The organism is Cryobacterium sp. TMT2-42-4 (assembly GCF_004402645.1).
GTDB lineage: Bacteria > Actinomycetota > Actinomycetes > Actinomycetales > Microbacteriaceae > Cryobacterium > Cryobacterium sandaracinum.
In genome coordinates, this window is the sequence record NZ_SOFT01000035.1 from 54,008 (window position 1) to 69,499 (window position 15,492).

Genomic DNA, 15,492 nt, shown 5'->3' on the forward strand with positions numbered 1-15,492 from the left:
TGCGCTCCTAGTAGACCGTGACCTGTGGCGTGACCTTGCCGGACACCGGGTCGGGTTCCGCCAGTGAGGCAGGTCCCGTCCGCACGGCCTGCAGGATCAACTTGAATTCGACGACGGCGAGGGCGCCGTAGATCAGCGTGAAGGCGATCAGCGAGATCAGGATCTCGACGCCGCTGACATTGGGTGACACGCCGTCCTGGGTGCGCAGGAGTCCGAACACCAGCCAGGGCTGCCGGCCCATCTCGGTGAAGATCCAGCCGACGCTCATGGCGAGAAGCGAGAACGGGAAGCTCCAGATGGCGATCTTCCAGACCCAGCTGGCCTGGGGGCTGCGCCCGCCGCGGGTCAGCCAGAGGCCGACGACGGCAACCAGGATGTGGGCGATGCCGAGACCGATCATCCAGCGGAAGGCCCAGTAGGTGATCCAGATGGTCGGGGTGTAGTCGCCGGGGCCGTACAGGGTCACATACTGCGCCTGCAGGTTGTCGATGCCTTCGACCGTGCCGTTGAGGGTGTGGGTCGACAGGAACGACAAAAGGTATGGGATACGAATCGAGAACAGTTCGCTGACGCCGTCGGGGGTGCCGAGGGTGAAGATCGAGAAGGATGCCTCGGCGCCCGTCGCTGTCTTGTACATCGCCTCGGCCGCCGCCATCTTCATGGGCTGGGCCGCGGTCATGGCCAGGCTCAGCGAGTCGCCGAAGAAGGTGGTGAGCGCTCCGGAGACAACCATCATCCACATGCCCAGCTTGAGCGCGGGACGCATGGATTCCACGTGCTGCTTGCGCAGCAGGTGCCAGGCGGCCACCGAGATGACGAGCCCCGACGACACCATGAAGCAGGCGAAGATCGTGTGTGGGAAGGAGGCCACAGCGATCGGGTTGGTCAGAAGCTCGCCGATACTGGTGAGCTCGGCCCGGCCGCGCTCCTCGTTGATGCGGAACGCGATCGGGTTTTGCATGAACGCGTTCGCCGCGAGGATGAAGTAGGCCGAGGCGATCGAACCGGCCGTGGTCAGCCAGATGGTGGCGAGGTGCAGGCCGCGGGGCAGCTTGTCCCAGCCGAAGATCCACAGTCCGATGAACGTGGCCTCCAGGAAGAAGGCGATGATGCCCTCGAAGGCGAGCGGGGCGCCGAAGACGTCACCAACGAAGCGGGAGTAGTCCGACCAGTTCATTCCGAACTGGAACTCCTGCACGATTCCGGTAACGACGCCCATGGCGAAGTTGATCAGGAAGATCTTGCCGAAGAAGTGGGTCAGTTGGAGGTACTTGGCCTTGTCGGTGCGCACCCAGGCGGTCTGGAAAAGGGCGACCGTGAACGCCAGCCCGATCGTGAGCGGTACGAAGAGGAAGTGGTAGACGGTAGTCAGACCGAATTGCCATCTCGACAGGAGTAACGGATCCAGCCACTCGTTCATGCGCCCTCCAGCGTCATCGGGTTTTTCTACAGTCTGTAGAACATTACTCTTCTACGAGACGTAGAAGAGTTGATTGCCGCCCGCTAGACTCCCCAGTATGGGGAGCTTGGGAGTGCTGGAACGGCTGCTGATGGATGTCCTGTGGGACACCGCAACGCCTCTGCCTGCCAACGACCTCCGAGATCGGCTGCTCACCCCGACGGCCGCCACCACGAGGCGCACACCACTCGCCACCACGACAGTGCTCACGGTGCTTTCCCGCCTGGAGACCAAGGGCTTCGTCACCCGCGACCGAGACACCCGGCCGCACCGCTACCGGGCCGTGTCGACCCGGGCGGAACATACCGCGGAGCTGATGCACGAGGTGCTCGGCTCTGCTCCCGACCGGCAGGCGGCCCTCGCCCGGTTCATCGGGGATGTCACCCCTCAGGAGGCCGACGTTTTGCGCCTGCTCCTCGGCACCGCACCTCTCGGTCGCGAGTGACCGGCATCCAGTCCCCACTCCAGTCCCTGCTCCAATCAGCACGCGTCGGAGCGGCCGAGTCGTGTTCGTCACGGCCGTAGCGCTTCTGATCGTGGCCGTGCTGCTCGCCGGTCCGGTCCCGATCTGGCTTGCCACCGCCGGCTGGCCGGCCCGCTCCCCCGCGGTCGCCCTAGTGTTGTGGCAGTCCATCGCCCTGGCCGGAGGGCTCTCGATGCTCGGCTCGCTGCTCAGCTTCGGGCTGATCCCGTTCGGCGAGAACCTGTTCGAGGGCATCCGCGCACTGGCGGGCCATCTCTTCACCGGCACACTGCCGGCCGGCACGTCGTTCGGCTCGGTACTCCTGCTGTGCGCGGCGCTGATCCTCGGCAGCCATCTGCTGCTCAACCTCGCCGCGACCTTCTCCCGCGCGGGGCGCCAGCACCGCAGGCACCGGCACCTGATCGGACTACTCAGCGACCCTCTGCCGAACCATTCCGGCACGCGTGTGATCGAACACGACGCCCCGGTCGCGTACTGCCTGCCCGGCGCGACCCGGTCGGCGACCGTGCTTTCTCGCGGCCTTCTGCAATTGCTGAATGCCGACCAGTTGCGCGCGGTGATCGCACACGAGCGCGCCCACCTGGTGCAGCAGCACCACCTCGTGCTGCTCGCCTTCAAGTCCTGGCACAGCGCATTGCCGTGGTTCCCGATCGCGAACCGCGCCGAGAACGCGGTCGCCCTGCTGGTCGAGATGCTCGCCGACGACCAGGCCCGGCGGGTGGTGGACGACCGAACGTTGGCCACCGCGATCGCACTGGTCGGGTCGGCACACCAGGTGGACCCGCTGGGAACGGATGTCGAACTCGCCGACGGCCCGGACCATCCGTTCGACCTGGTGACACCCCGCGTTCGCCGCCTGATCACCCCACCGGCGCCGCTGACGCCCTCCGCCGTGCTTTTCGTCGCGGCCGGCGCCGGGGCACTCCTGTTGCTGCCGACGCTGCTCCTCTCCCTCGCCTGAGCCCGCGACTGCCCCTGCCCCTGCCCCTGACGAATTCGACGGAGATTCTCGGCCCCAGAGCCCGTTTTGCTCCAAAACCGGCCCGTAGGCGCAGAATCTCCGTCGAATTGGTCAGGCAGTGCCCGAGTCAGCTGGTGCCTAGAAGAGGTTCGCTTGTTCGAGCCAAGCGGCAGCGATTTTCTCGGCCGAGAGCTGGTCGTTCACGCTCTCGGAGTTGAGGCCCACCAGGTCCTCGGCGGTCAGAGCGGCACTGACGGCGTTGAGCACGTCGGCGGCCTTCCCGCCGACCTTGTCGGACACCACGGGCACGACGTTGTCCGCGAAGAACAGGCCGTCCGGGTCGTCGAGGGCGACGAGGCTGTCCGACTTGATGTTCGGGCTGGCCGTGTAGACGTTCGTGATCTGAATGTCGTTGTCGACGAGAGCTTTGATCGTGAGCGGGCCGCCACCATCCTCAATGGGCGTGAAGCCGGCGATGGGGATGCCGTACTTCTCTGTCAGGGTCGTCGGTCCGTAGGGGCGGGTCTGGAGTTCGGACGGTCCGCCGACGGTGATCGGCTCGGTGACATCGGCGAGCGACGCGATGTCGGTCAGGCTGTACTCGTCGGCGAAGGCCTGCGTGACGGTCCAGGAGTTCTGGTCCGTGGCCGAGGCCATGTCGAGCACGCTCAGCCCCTCGGGCAGCTCGTCCTGCAGCTGCGCGTAGGTCTCGTCGGCGGTGCCTCCGGCGGCATCCGCATTCAGGGCCTGCAGCAGGCTGCCGGTGTACTCGGGGAAGACGTCGATGGCACCGGATTCGATCTCGGGCAGGTAGACCTCGCGCTGACCGATCTTGAACTGGCGGTCGACCGTGAAGCCGTTCCCCTCCAACGCCAGGGCGTAGATTTCGGCGATGATCTCGTTCGAGTAGTAGTCCTGCGAACCGACGACCAGGGTGGTGGACCCCTCGTCGGCGTTACTTCCGCTGTCCAGCGGGTCACCGGACGCACACCCTGCAAGGGCTACGACGGCCCCAACCGCGACCGCGGCGACAGCCGCGAGCCGGCCTCTGTGAGCTGTGAACATTAGTGGGTTCCTTTCGTGATGGCGGGATCCATCCCCGGGACAGGTCGGGCTGACCTGCCACGGTCGACTGGGGGACGTCCGGACGCGACGCCTCTGGGAACGACAAGTCGCTGAACAACAGTGAATATTCCCTCGAGGACGAGGGCAACCAGGATCACGAGCAGTGACCCGCCCAGCATCTCCGCGTAGTCGCGGGTTTTCAACCCGGCGAACAGGAACCGGCCGAGGCCGATATCCGCCACATAGGCAGCCAGGGTCGCCGTGGCGACGACCTGCAGGGTGGCCGAACGGATGCCCGCGATCAGCAACGGCAACCCCAAGGGGATCTCGACCGTGCCCACGATCTGGCTCTCCGACATCCCGACCGACCGGGCGGAGTCGATGACGGACCGGTCAATGGCCTCGAAGCCGGCGTAGGCACCCGCGAGGATCGGCGGGATCGCCAGGACCGTGAGCGCGACGTACGGCGCACCGAGCCCAATCCCGACCCACAGCGCGACCAGGGTCAACAGGCCGAGGGTCGGAATGGCCCGCAGCCCGCCGGAGGTGGCCACAGCGAAGCTACGTCCCCGACCCGTATGCCCGATCAGGAAACCAACCGGAATCGCGATCACGGAGGCCATCAGGACCGCCACGAGGGTGAACACCAGGTGTTCGATCGTCCGCGCCGGAATGCCGCCCGGCCCGGCGAAATTGGCCGGGTCGAGGATCCAGTTCACCGCGTCAACGAACAGGTTCATGCTGACGCCTCCGTGAGCCGGGCCACCCGGACGGCCCTCCGGTCGGTCGCCGCCAGGCGGGTCCAGGGCAGCAGAACCCACCCGAGCAGCACGAGGGAGCCGTCCAGCAGCAGCGCCAGCGCCACGGTCAGCACGATTCCGGCGATGATTTCGGCCTGGATACCGCGCTGAAAGCCATCCGTGAACAGGCTGCCGAGGCTCTGCGCGCCAATCACGGCCCCCACCGTGGCGAGGCTGACCGTGCTGACGGCCACGACCCGCAGGCCGGCCAGGAGCACCGGCCCGGCCAGCGGCAGCTCAACCTGCCAGAAGATGCTCCAGCCGGAATACCCCACGGCGACAGCGGACTGGCGCACATCCTGGTCCACGGATGCCAGCCCGTCGGCCACCACGCGTACCATCAACGCGACGCCGTAGATCGTCAGGGCGATGATCAGATTGAGCGGCGAGCGAAGGCTGGTGCCGACGATGGCCGGGATCACGAAGAACAGCGGCAGGGACGGGATGGCGTAGAGCAGCCCACTGGCCGTCAGGATCACGCCGCGGCCGGCACGGTACCGGTTCGCGAGCCAGCCCAGCGGCACGGCGATCAGGAAGCTGAGAAGGATCGGCGGCACGCTGAGGATCAGGTGGTCCAGGGTGCGATCCCAGAGCAGGTCGAGATTCGACCAGATCCAGGTCACCGCGGAGCCTGGGAATCCGGGGAGTGCGCGGTCTTCCCCGGCGCCACGAGCACACCGGCCAGGCGGCCCTCACTGTCGAGCAGCAGGTCGGAGTCGCCGCGGCGTTCTAGATGCAGGGCACGCTTGCCGCGATCCGCTCCGACGAAGCTGGCCACGAAGTCGTCGGCCGGGTTCGCCAGGATCTCGGCCGGCGCCCCCACCTGGGCGATCCGTCCGCCGTCACGCAGGATGACGACCTGGTCACCGAGGAGGAACGCCTCCTCGATATCGTGGGTGACGAACACGACCGTTTTGCCGAGCTCGCTCTGCAGCCGGATCAGTTCTTGCTGGAGCTCGGCCCTCACGATCGGGTCGACGGCGCCGAACGGCTCGTCCATCAGCAGAATGTTTGGGTTGACCGCGAGCCCGCGCGCCACCCCGACCCGCTGCTGCTGCCCGCCGGAGAGCTGGCTGGGGTACCGGTCCGCCAGGGTCTGGTCCAGGCCCACCGTGTCAAGCAGGGTGAGGGCGTCGGCGCGGGCCTTCTTTCTCGGCACCCCGCGCAGCAACGGAACGGTCGCGACGTTGTCGATCACCGTGCGGTGCGGGAGCAAGCCGGAGTTTTGCATCACATAGCCGATGCCGCGCCGCAGTGGCACCGGCTCGAGCTGGGCGATGTCGGCCCCGTCGATCTCGATCGTGCCGCGGCTCGGGTCAACCATCCGATTGATCATGCGCAGCAGGGTGGTCTTGCCCGAGCCGGATGAGCCGACGAGCACCGTCGTCTGGTGCGACGGGAGCGTCAGGCTGAAATCGTCAACGGCAAGTGTGCCGTCCGGGAACTGCTTGCTCACCGAGCGGAACTCGATCATGAAAATGGCTCATTTCTCGACCGAAGTCGACACAACGCGGGACGCAGGTACACCACCCAACCATCACACGGCGCCGCGAGCCAACGGATCGCGGAATTCCTAGCGAACGCTCGGCCCGTAGTATCCGGCGAGGTAGTCATGCGTGACCACGCGGCACTCTTCGATGAACCGCTCATCGCCCTGCGGGTCGGAGCGGAACGCCCGCGACAGGATCGAGTCGCCCATCTCGACGGCGACCTCGAGCCGGAAGATCAGTTCGTCGCCGCCCTCGAGGCCGAACTCCTCGACCAGCATGCCGGCCACCCGGCGGGCGAAGTATCCCGCGTCGGGGGCTTCGACGACAGGCACACCCTGCCGGTCGTCGAAATGCATGATGCGAAACCCCGGCTCAGAGCGGTACAGGTCGACGAAGGCCGTGATGGCCACGTCGACGGCCTGCCACCAGCCCTGGGGAGCGTTCGTCTTCAGCTGCTCCGCAACTCGGCTCCGGAATCGCAGCACCGCGCGCTCGCGCAGCGCCTGCAGCACCGCGACGCGATCGGGGTAGTACCGGTACACAGTCCCGATCGACGCGCCTGCGCGCTCGGCCACCATGGCGGTCGTGATGCGGTCGAACCCGACCTCGTCCACGACAACCGCGGCGGCGTCGAGCAGACCGGACAGTCGTGCCGTGCTGCGCTGTTGGATCGGCTCGATGCGGGCCTGCTGGGCCGGCACAAAAGGATCCCCACCGAAAAGGTCACTGAGTGACACTTGTCCTCCTTGAGAGTAATTCACTAATACTAGGCGGCAATGTGCCCCGCGGTGGGACGTGACGGCGTGTCTCGCCCGACTGGGCAGAAATATCCCTCGGATGTCCGGGCGACCCGACTTCGATGCCGGGTAGCGTCCTGCGCATGCCAGACTAGGGACGTGCCGACATATCCGCGAATCCCGCCCACGGGCACGCCAGCGAAGATGATGCATCGCGCAGCCCGCATCGAGGACTGGCTGCACTTCAAGCGCGAACGCCACGCCCGCAAACGCGGCTACCTGCCCACGGTCATCCCCTATGCCGGCTACGGCTCGACCGAGTGGGTGCGCATCCTGTGCCGGGTGCTTCTGGCCAAACCGGCCAAGCCCGGCTCCAAGCTGGCACGCCGCCACTGGCACGCCGACCGCCGCGAGGCCGGAATTCGCGGCTGGCACAGCTTCACCAGCGTTCCGGTCAACGACGTGACGGTGACCATCGAGATCAACGGCTTCTCCCACCGGGTGCAGGCCGACCGCGGGGGCGTGGTCGACACCGTCATTCCGGTCACGCTCACCCCGGGCTGGCAGATGGCCCGGCTGCACACCGACGACACGGCAGCGCCGGTCGAGGCCCCGCTCTTCATCGTGGCCCCGACGGTACGCCGCGGGATCCTCTCCGACGTCGATGACACGGTCATGGTGACCACCCTTCCCCGCCCGCTGCTCGCCGCCTGGAACACCTTCGTGCTCGACGAGCACGCCCGAGTTCCCACGCCGGGCATGGCGGTCCTCCTCGACCGCCTCGCCGCGGTCAACGAGGGCGCCCCGATGATCTACCTGTCGACCGGGGCCTGGAACGTCGCCCCGACCCTGACCCGGTTCCTGAACCGCAACCTGTACCCGTCGGGGGCTCTCCTGCTCACTGACTGGGGTCCCACCCACGACCGCTGGTTCCGGAGCGGCCAGGACCACAAGCGGGCCAACCTGCGCCGTCTGGCCCAGGAATTCCCGGAGATCCGCTGGATTCTGTTCGGCGACGACGGCCAGCACGATGAGGCCATCTACAGCGAGTTCCAGCGAGACTTCCCCGACAATGTCGAGGCCGTCGCGATCCGCCAGCTCTCCCCCAGCCAGGCCGTTCTGGCCGGTCGCCGGGCGAAGGATGCCGCGCCCGCGCCCCGCGATCCCCGCTGGGTGTACGGGCCGGACGGCTCGGCCCTCGCCCGGCAGCTCGCGGACAGCGCTCTGATCTAGGCGCGACGGCGTGTTTTGGGCTCGGCGGCCTGTCTCCGTTGGCTACAGTTCTGCGGCGAGGATGCGGTCGAGGCCACGGTTGATCTGGCGAGCCCAGAGCGGCCCTCGATAGAGGAACCCGGTGTAGCCCTGAACGAGCGTCGCACCCGCGGCGAGGCGCTCGGCCACGTCGTTCGCGGTCTCTACACCGCCGACCGAGATCACGCACAGCTCCCGGGGCACAGCGGCCCGGATCACGCGCAGCACGGCCAGGGACCGCGCCTGGAGTGGGGCACCGGAGAGACCGCCGGCGCCGGCAGCCTCGACGGTTGCGGCATCCGTTTTCAGTCCGGCGCGGGCAATCGTGGTGTTCGTGGCGATGATGCCGTCGAGACCCAACTCCACCACGAGTTCGGCGATCCGGGTCACTTCATCATCGGCGAGGTCGGGGGCGATTTTCACCAGCAGGGGCGTGGCGCCGGCCTCGGTCTTGACCGCCCGAAGCAGCGGGGCGAGTTGGTCGAGTTCCTGCAGTCCGCGTAGCCCGGGCGTGTTGGGCGAGCTGACGTTCACGACGAGATAGTCAGCCAGGGGCGCGAGCAGCGCGGCACTGACCAGGTAGTCGGCGGTGGCGTCCTCGACCGCGGTGACGCGGCTCTTGCCGATGTTGATGCCGAGGACCGGGCGACCGGCAGCGGAGCGAACGTGCGCGAGGCGCACCCGGGCGGCGCGGGCACCGGCGTTGTTGAAGCCCATCCGGTTGACGACCGCGCGATCGGGGATCAAGCGAAACAGGCGCGGTTTCGGGTTGCCGGGCTGGGGAACGGCGGTGATGGTGCCGACCTCCACGTGCCCGAACCCGAGCTGGCCGAGCCCGAGCACGGCTTCACCGTCTTTGTCGAAGCCGGCGGCCACACCGAACGGCGACTGGAATCGCAGACCCAGGGTCTGGACACCGAGGTCGGTGCGCGGGCGCGTTAAGCGGTGCACGACCCGGCCGACACCGAACGCGGGCAGCGCCCGGATCACGGTGAAGGCGAGGTGATGGGCTCGTTCGGGGTCGAGGCGGGTCAGGAACAGCGAGAAGATCAGCGGGTACACGGTGCCGCCTACGACTCGGACGGGTGTGCGGCGCCCGCGCCGCTGCCCTGCTCGGGGCGGGAGCCGTGTTCGGTGCGGGATCCGTGTTCGGTGCGCAGCCGGGCGATCGCGGTCTCGAAATCCTCGAGCGAATCGAATGCCTGGTAGACACTCGCGAAGCGGAGATAGGCCACCTCATCAAGTTCGCGCAGCGGCGGCAGGATCGCGAGGCCGACCTCGTTCGCCTTCACCTGCGACGCGCCGGTCTGCCGGATGGTCTCCTCCACCCGCTGGGCAAGCATGGCCAGGTCGGAATCCGTTACCGGACGACCTTGGCAGGCCTTGCGCACGCCGGCCACGATCTTGTCGCGGCTGAACGGTTCGACGACCCCGCTGCGCTTGACGATGTTCAGGCTGGCGGTCTCGGTGGTGCTGAACCTCCGGCCGCATTCGGGGCACTGTCGACGCCGACGAATGGAAAGTCCGTCGTCGCTCGTGCGCGAGTCGATGACTCGGGAGTCCGGGTGGCGGCAGAACGGGCAGAACATCGTGGGCTCAGCTTACAGCGCCGTCGTGAAACGGGCCGTGACGGCGTCGCCGTGCGCGGGCAGCGCCTCCGCCGCGGACAGGGCCGCGATGTGGTCCGCGACCTCGCGCAGTGCCTCCCGGCTGTACGTGACGACCTGCTGGGGGCGCAGGAAGGTGTAGGCGCCGAGTCCGGAGGCGAACCGGGCCTGGCCTCCCGTCGGCAGCACGTGGTTCGAGCCAGCCACGTAGTCGCCGAGGCTCACGGGCGAATGAGGGCCGAGGAAGATGGCGCCGGCGTTCTCGATCAGCGCGAGCACGGCATCCGGGTCGCTCGTCTGGATCTCGAGGTGCTCGGGACCGAACGCGTTGCTGAACGCGGCCGCGGCGTCGAGGTCGTCCACGAGCACGATCCCCGACTGGCGCCCGTTCAGGGACGCGGTGACACGGATGCTGTGGGTCGTGCTCTGCATCAGGTCGACCAGGTGCAGTGCGACGGCGTCGGCGAGCTCGGCCGAATCGGTGACCAGCATGGCGGCGGCCAGCTCGTCGTGCTCGGCCTGGCTGACCAGGTCGGCCGCGACGACGCCGGGGTCGGCGGACGCATCCGCGATGACCAGGATGTCGGTAGGGCCGGCCTCGGAGTCGATGCCGGTCACTCCGCGCACGAGCCGCTTGGCGGCGGCCACATAGACGTTGCCGGGGCCGGTGACCAGCTGCACCGGATCCAGGCCGAGCCCGGGAACACCGTAGGCGAAGGCGCCGACCGCGCCGGCCCCGCCCATGGCGTAGATTTCGTCGATGCCGAGCAGGCCCGCCACGGCGAGGATGGTGGGGTGCACGCGTCCGTCGAAGTCGCTCTGCGGCGGCGACGCCAGCGCGATCGAGGAGACGCCGGCGATCTGGGCCGGAACCACGTTCATCACGACGCTCGAGGGGTAGACGGCTTTGCCGCCGGGAACGTACAGGCCGACCCGGTTGATCGGCTGCCAGCGCTGCGTGATGGTGGCGCCGTCGGCGATCGTGGTGGTCACCTGCGGCGGCACCTGGGCCGCGCTGGCGATGCGCACGCGACGGATGGTCTCCTCGATGGCCGTGCGCACCGTCGGGTCGAGCCCGGCCAGGGCCTCGGTGACGTGGGACGCGGGAACCCGCACATGGGACGGACGCACCCGGTCGAGGCGTTCCGCCTGGTCGCGGAGGGCATCCTCGCCTCTGGCCCGCACATCGTCGATCAATTCGGCTGCGACGTCGCTGGCCGCGGTCACGTCGGTGAGCGCACGCGGGACGGCTGCAAGCAATTCCGCCGGAGTGGGCCGGGTCCCTCGGAGGTCAATAGTCTGGATCATCGCGTTCCAGCCTAGCCATCAACTCCCGTCCACCGGGAATAGGCTCAATGGCGAGGAGATTGATTCAGTCACATGAGCGACACCGAAGTACCCCAGCCCGCCACCGTACCGCTGGCCGATGATCCCAATGCACCGCTGGATCTGGCCGCCTTCAAACATTCCTTCCGGCGTCACGCCGCCGGTGTCGCGGTGATCACCGCGCTGCGCCCGGACGGCGCCCCGGTGGGATTCACGGCCACCTCGCTGGCGTCGCTGTCGTCGGTTCCGCCGCTGGCCACATTCAACATGGCCCGGTCAGCCAGCACCTGGCCGGCGATCGCCGAGAGCGACCGGGTCGTCATCCACATCCTCGGGGCGCACAATCGTGCCGTCGCCGAGGTGATGTCGGGCCCTGCGAACCAGCGCTTCGTCGGCGACCACTGGCAGCCCGGACCCCACGGCCTGCCCGTGCTGAAGGGCGTCACCTCGTGGATGATCGGGCGAATCATCGAACGCACACTGGTGCACAACAGCGCCGTCGTGGTCGTGAAGATCGAGGAAGGCGGCATGGGCGAGAACGACGAGGCTCTGCTGTACTACGAGCGCACCTACCGCGTGCCCGGCGCCCCGGCCTAGCCTTGTGACGGGGCTGCGCCGGCCTCGTCGCGCCGCCGGCGCCGCTCGGCCTCGGCCACGGCGGCCTCCTCCGGCGTGGGCGCGGTGCCGCCCAGGTGCCGCGGCTGCCACCACTGGCCGGCGCCGTCCACCGGATAGGCTTTCTGCAGGTTGTCGACGAGAACCTGCAGGGTGTCGTGGAGTGCCAACGTCATCGGCTGCGTGCCCTCCCCCGCCGCGACCGTGAACGGCTCGCCGACGGCGAAGTGGATGGGCACGTCGAACACCTCGCGCAGGGCCGGCTTGTGGTTCTTCGTGAGCACGCGGTGCCCGCCCCAGACCGCGATCGGGATCACGGGGACCCCGGCCTCGGCGGCCATCCGGATGGCACCCGACTTCAACTCGCGCACGGTGAAGGAGGCGTTCACGCCGCCTTCCGGGAACACGCCGAGCAGTTCGCCCGCCCGCAGCGCGGCCACGGCTTGGCCGTAAGCCTCCGCCCCTGCCTTCATGTCGACCGAGATATGACGCATGCCGCGCAGCAACACGCCCACGAGCTTCTGGTCGAACGCGCCCTTCTTGGCCATGAAACGGATGTGCCTTCGGTTCTTGTGCCACAGCATCCACTCGACCAGGGCGAAGTCCATGTAGCCGAAGTGCGTGATCGCCATCACCGCCCCGCCGGTGTCCGGAAGATTCTTCAGACCGGTCACGGATGGCTTCAGCCGCAGCAGGCCGAACACGGCCCGCCCGGCCAGAATCGCCGTGGTGTACAGAGGTTCCCGAGTGCCTGTGCTCATACCTCAAGGCTACGACCTGCGTGCGGGTTTCCGCGTCCGTCCCACGAGCCGTTCGGGACCCGGCTCGCACGCGCGGCGCACCCCGTGGACGTGGGCTCACGTTCTCACGCTCGCCCGGCTCCGGATACCTGCGCCGCAAACTTCCACCCCGTCTGTGTCATCGGTTATCGAGCTTGCACACGGCCTCGACCGCACTGACACTGGAATCATCCACGGCGGAACCGCAACAACCGGCCTTGAAGCTGGTTGACTCGACCAGGCGACGACCACCGAGACCACGTGGGCGGCCCGGCCACCAGAGGGAGACACGATGAGCACTGACCTGAGCAGCGCCGCGAGCACGACCATGCCCGCGCCGCCCGCGGCCGACAGCCACGACCGGATCCGGGTGCGGGGCGCGCGCGTGAACAACCTCAGGGACGTCAGCCTCGACATCCCGAAGCGGCGGCTGACGGTGTTCACCGGCGTTTCCGGCTCGGGCAAGAGCTCACTAGTGTTCGGCACGATCGCCGCCGAGTCGCAGCGGTTGATCAACGAGACCTACAGTGCGTTCGTGCAGGGATTCATGCCGGCCCTGGCGCGCCCCGAGGTGGACGTGCTGGATGGTCTGACCACGGCCATCATCGTCGACCAGGAGCGAATGGGGGCCAACTCCCGTTCCACGGTCGGGACCGCCACCGACGCCAACGCGCTGCTGCGCATCCTCTTCAGCCGGCTCGGTCAGCCCCACATCGGATCGCCCCAGGCGTTCTCGTTCAACGTCGCCTCGATCAGTGGGGCCGGGGCGGTCACGCTCGAGCGCGGCGGAAAGACCGTGAAGGAGCGGCGCAGCTTCAGCATCACCGGCGGCATGTGCCCGCGCTGCGAGGGCATGGGCACCGTCAACGACATCGATCGCTCGGCGCTATACGACGATTCCCAGTCGCTCAACGAGGGCGCGCTCACGATCCCTGGCTACACGATGGACGGCTGGTACGGCCGCATCTTCCGCGGCTGCGGCTGGTTCGACCCGGACAAGCCAATTCATCGGTACAGCACGAAGGAACTGGACGACCTGCTCTACAAGGAGCCGACCAAGATCAAGGTCGACGGGATCAACCTGACGTATCAGGGCCTCATCCCGCAGATTCAGAAGTCGTTCCTGTCCAAGGATGTCTCCGCTTTGCAGCCGCATATCCGCGCGTTCGTGGAGCGTGCGGTCACGTTCGCCACCTGCCCCGAGTGCGGCGGCACCCGACTCAGCGAGGCGGCTCGCTCGTCGAAGATCTCCGGAGTGAGCATCGCCGACGCCTGTGCCTGGCAGATCAGCGACCTGGCCGGGTGGGTTCGCGGCCAGAGCGAGCCATCGGTGGCCCCGCTCACGCAGGCGTTGCGCCAGATCCTCGACTCGTTCGTGGAGATCGGGTTGGGTTACCTGTCGCTCGACCGGCCGGCCGGAACTTTGTCGGGCGGGGAGGCCCAGCGCACCAAGATGATCCGGCACCTGGGCTCCTCACTCACCGACGTCACCTACGTCTTCGACGAGCCCACCATCGGGCTGCATCCCCATGACATCGAGCGCATGAACACACTGCTGCTGCAGCTGCGGGACAAGGGCAACACGGTGCTCGTCGTGGAGCATAAGCCGGAGACGATCGTGATCGCCGACCACGTCGTCGATCTCGGACCCGGCGCCGGCGCGGCGGGCGGCACCGTCTGCTTCGAGGGCACCGTGGAGGGTCTCCGCACCAGCGGCACCCTTACTGGCCGCCACTTCGACTATCGCGCAGCACTCAAGCCCGCAGTGCGCACCCCCACGGGCACGCTGGAGATTCGCGGCGCGACAAAGAACAACCTGAAGGATGTGGACGTGGATATCCCGCTCGGCGTGCTCGTCGTGCTGACGGGGGTCGCGGGCTCCGGAAAGAGCTCGCTCGTGCACGGGTCGATCCCCACTGGCGCGGGCGTGGTGTCCATCGATCAGGGCAGCATCCGCGGTTCCCGCAGAAGCAATCCGGCGACGTACACGGGAATGCTCGACCCGATCCGAAAGGCCTTCGCGAAGGCCAACGGCGTGAAGCCCGCGCTGTTCAGCTCCAACTCCGAGGGTGCCTGCCCCAACTGCAACGGTGCCGGCGTCGTCTACACCGACCTGGCCATGATGGCGGGCGTCGCCACCACCTGCGAGGTCTGCGCGGGGAAGCGGTTCGAGGCATCCGTTTTGGAGTACCGCCTCGGCGGCCGCGATATCAGTGAGGTGCTCGCGATGTCGGTGACGGCGGCCCGGGAGTTCTTCGGCGCCGGAGCGGCGCGCACGCCGGCCGCCCACGCCATCCTGGGCGGGCTTACCGACGTTGGGCTCGGCTATCTCAGCCTCGGCCAGCCGCTCACGACGCTCTCGGGGGGCGAGCGCCAGCGGCTCAAGCTGGCCACCCACCTGGCTGAGCAGGGCGGCGTCTACGTGCTCGACGAGCCGACCACCGGACTCCACCTCGCCGACGTCGAGCAGTTGCTCGGCCTGCTCGACCGAATCGTGGACTCCGGCAAGTCGGTCATCGTCGTCGAGCATCTCCAGGCCGTGATGGCTCATGCCGACTGGATCATCGACCTCGGACCCGGCGCCGGTCACGACGGCGGCCGGATCGTCTTCGAGGGCTCACCGGCCGACCTGGTCGCCGACCGCTCCACCCTCACCGGCCAGCACCTCGCGGCCTACGTCGGCAGAGCCTGACGGCAGCGCACTTCACGGCGCTGCCAGTCAGGTCTGTCCCGAACGAATTCGACGGAGATTCTGGCCGAATCGGCCCCATTCCACCCCGAGAAAGCGGTTTCACACGAGAATCTCCGTCGAATTGGTTCGACACCGGGCACTTCGCGTCACCGGTGAGGATCAGCTTCCACGAGGTGCCGTCAGCTCTGACTTGCCGAGGGCGACACCAGCGGTCGGCTCGGACTCG

At 67.8% G+C, this 15,492-nt stretch carries 15 protein-coding genes; 5 read left to right on the top strand and 10 right to left on the bottom strand.

Annotated features, from left to right (window positions below; all coding sequences use genetic code 11):
- Positions 1 to 7 precede the first annotated feature (7 nt).
- Complete coding sequence (locus E3O18_RS11945; protein ID WP_134396517.1) at positions 8 to 1,420, bottom strand: cytochrome ubiquinol oxidase subunit I; 1,413 nt, start codon at positions 1,418 to 1,420, stop codon at positions 8 to 10.
- Positions 1,421 to 1,517: 97 nt separating this feature from the next.
- Here E3O18_RS11945 and E3O18_RS11950 point away from each other — a divergent pair, with 97 nt between their 5' ends.
- A complete protein-coding gene (locus E3O18_RS11950; RefSeq protein ID WP_134396515.1) occupies positions 1,518 to 1,904 on the top strand; it encodes a BlaI/MecI/CopY family transcriptional regulator in 387 nt (128 codons plus the stop codon).
- A gap of 61 nt (positions 1,905 to 1,965) precedes the next feature.
- Positions 1,966 to 2,904 (top strand): M56 family metallopeptidase, encoded by a 939-nt coding sequence (locus E3O18_RS11955; protein ID WP_166784922.1) that lies wholly within the window; start codon positions 1,966 to 1,968, stop codon positions 2,902 to 2,904.
- Between the two features lie 138 nt (positions 2,905 to 3,042).
- Here the strand turns inward: E3O18_RS11955 and E3O18_RS11960 are convergent, their stop codons facing one another.
- The 5 genes from E3O18_RS11960 to E3O18_RS11980 all read right to left on the bottom strand — a co-directional run bounded on the left by E3O18_RS11960 (position 3,043) and on the right by E3O18_RS11980 (position 6,996).
- Positions 3,043 to 3,969 carry an ABC transporter substrate-binding protein gene (locus tag E3O18_RS11960; RefSeq protein WP_134418165.1) on the bottom strand — a complete coding sequence of 309 codons (927 nt, stop codon included), beginning with the start codon at positions 3,967 to 3,969 and terminating at the stop codon, positions 3,043 to 3,045.
- Positions 3,969 to 4,709, bottom strand: coding sequence for an ABC transporter permease (locus tag E3O18_RS11965; protein WP_134418166.1), 741 nt, complete (start codon positions 4,707 to 4,709; stop codon positions 3,969 to 3,971). The genes E3O18_RS11960 and E3O18_RS11965 overlap by 1 nt, the downstream gene beginning before the upstream one ends.
- Positions 4,706 to 5,392: an ABC transporter permease subunit gene (locus E3O18_RS11970; protein ID WP_134396508.1), complete on the bottom strand. Its 687-nt coding sequence runs from the start codon at positions 5,390 to 5,392 to the stop codon at positions 4,706 to 4,708. The genes E3O18_RS11965 and E3O18_RS11970 overlap by 4 nt, the downstream gene beginning before the upstream one ends.
- A complete protein-coding gene (locus E3O18_RS11975) occupies positions 5,389 to 6,243 on the bottom strand; it encodes an ATP-binding cassette domain-containing protein (RefSeq protein WP_134398462.1) in 855 nt (284 codons plus the stop codon). Before E3O18_RS11975 ends, E3O18_RS11970 begins: the two co-directional genes overlap by 4 nt.
- Positions 6,244 to 6,342: 99 nt before the next feature.
- Positions 6,343 to 6,996 carry a TetR/AcrR family transcriptional regulator gene (locus E3O18_RS11980; protein ID WP_241973428.1) on the bottom strand — a complete coding sequence of 218 codons (654 nt, stop codon included), beginning with the start codon at positions 6,994 to 6,996 and terminating at the stop codon, positions 6,343 to 6,345.
- 204 nt (positions 6,997 to 7,200) lie between these two features.
- Here E3O18_RS11980 and E3O18_RS11985 point away from each other — a divergent pair, with 204 nt between their 5' ends.
- Positions 7,201 to 8,229: a phosphatase domain-containing protein gene (locus E3O18_RS11985; protein ID WP_241976494.1), complete on the top strand. Its 1,029-nt coding sequence runs from the start codon at positions 7,201 to 7,203 to the stop codon at positions 8,227 to 8,229.
- A 42-nt stretch (positions 8,230 to 8,271) separates the two neighbouring features.
- Here E3O18_RS11985 and E3O18_RS11990 read toward each other — a convergent pair whose 3' ends face one another.
- From E3O18_RS11990 to hisD, 3 genes are read right to left on the bottom strand one after another with little or no spacing between them, the layout of a single operon-like run.
- Positions 8,272 to 9,309, bottom strand: a complete 1,038-nt coding sequence (locus tag E3O18_RS11990) for a quinone-dependent dihydroorotate dehydrogenase (protein ID WP_134396505.1) — start codon at positions 9,307 to 9,309, stop codon at positions 8,272 to 8,274.
- Between the two features lie 8 nt (positions 9,310 to 9,317).
- Entirely contained in the window at positions 9,318 to 9,836 is a 519-nt protein-coding gene (gene nrdR, locus E3O18_RS11995; protein ID WP_104100023.1) for a transcriptional regulator NrdR, read from the bottom strand.
- Between the two features lie 12 nt (positions 9,837 to 9,848).
- Complete coding sequence (gene hisD, locus E3O18_RS12000) at positions 9,849 to 11,162, bottom strand: histidinol dehydrogenase (RefSeq protein ID WP_134396501.1); 1,314 nt, start codon at positions 11,160 to 11,162, stop codon at positions 9,849 to 9,851.
- 72 nt (positions 11,163 to 11,234) lie between these two features.
- On the opposite strand from hisD, the gene E3O18_RS12005 reads away from it, so the two are divergent.
- Positions 11,235 to 11,777 (top strand): flavin reductase family protein, encoded by a 543-nt coding sequence (locus E3O18_RS12005; protein WP_134396499.1) that lies wholly within the window; start codon positions 11,235 to 11,237, stop codon positions 11,775 to 11,777.
- On the opposite strand, the gene E3O18_RS12010 is transcribed toward E3O18_RS12005, so the two are convergent.
- Positions 11,774 to 12,556 carry a lysophospholipid acyltransferase family protein gene (locus tag E3O18_RS12010; RefSeq protein WP_134397072.1) on the bottom strand — a complete coding sequence of 261 codons (783 nt, stop codon included), beginning with the start codon at positions 12,554 to 12,556 and terminating at the stop codon, positions 11,774 to 11,776. The two genes, E3O18_RS12005 and E3O18_RS12010, sit on opposite strands and share 4 nt — an antisense overlap.
- Positions 12,557 to 12,866: 310 nt before the next feature.
- On the opposite strand from E3O18_RS12010, the gene E3O18_RS12015 reads away from it, so the two are divergent.
- Positions 12,867 to 15,266, top strand: a complete 2,400-nt coding sequence (locus E3O18_RS12015) for an excinuclease ABC subunit UvrA (protein ID WP_134418167.1) — start codon at positions 12,867 to 12,869, stop codon at positions 15,264 to 15,266.
- The last annotated feature ends 226 nt before the right edge of the window (positions 15,267 to 15,492 follow it).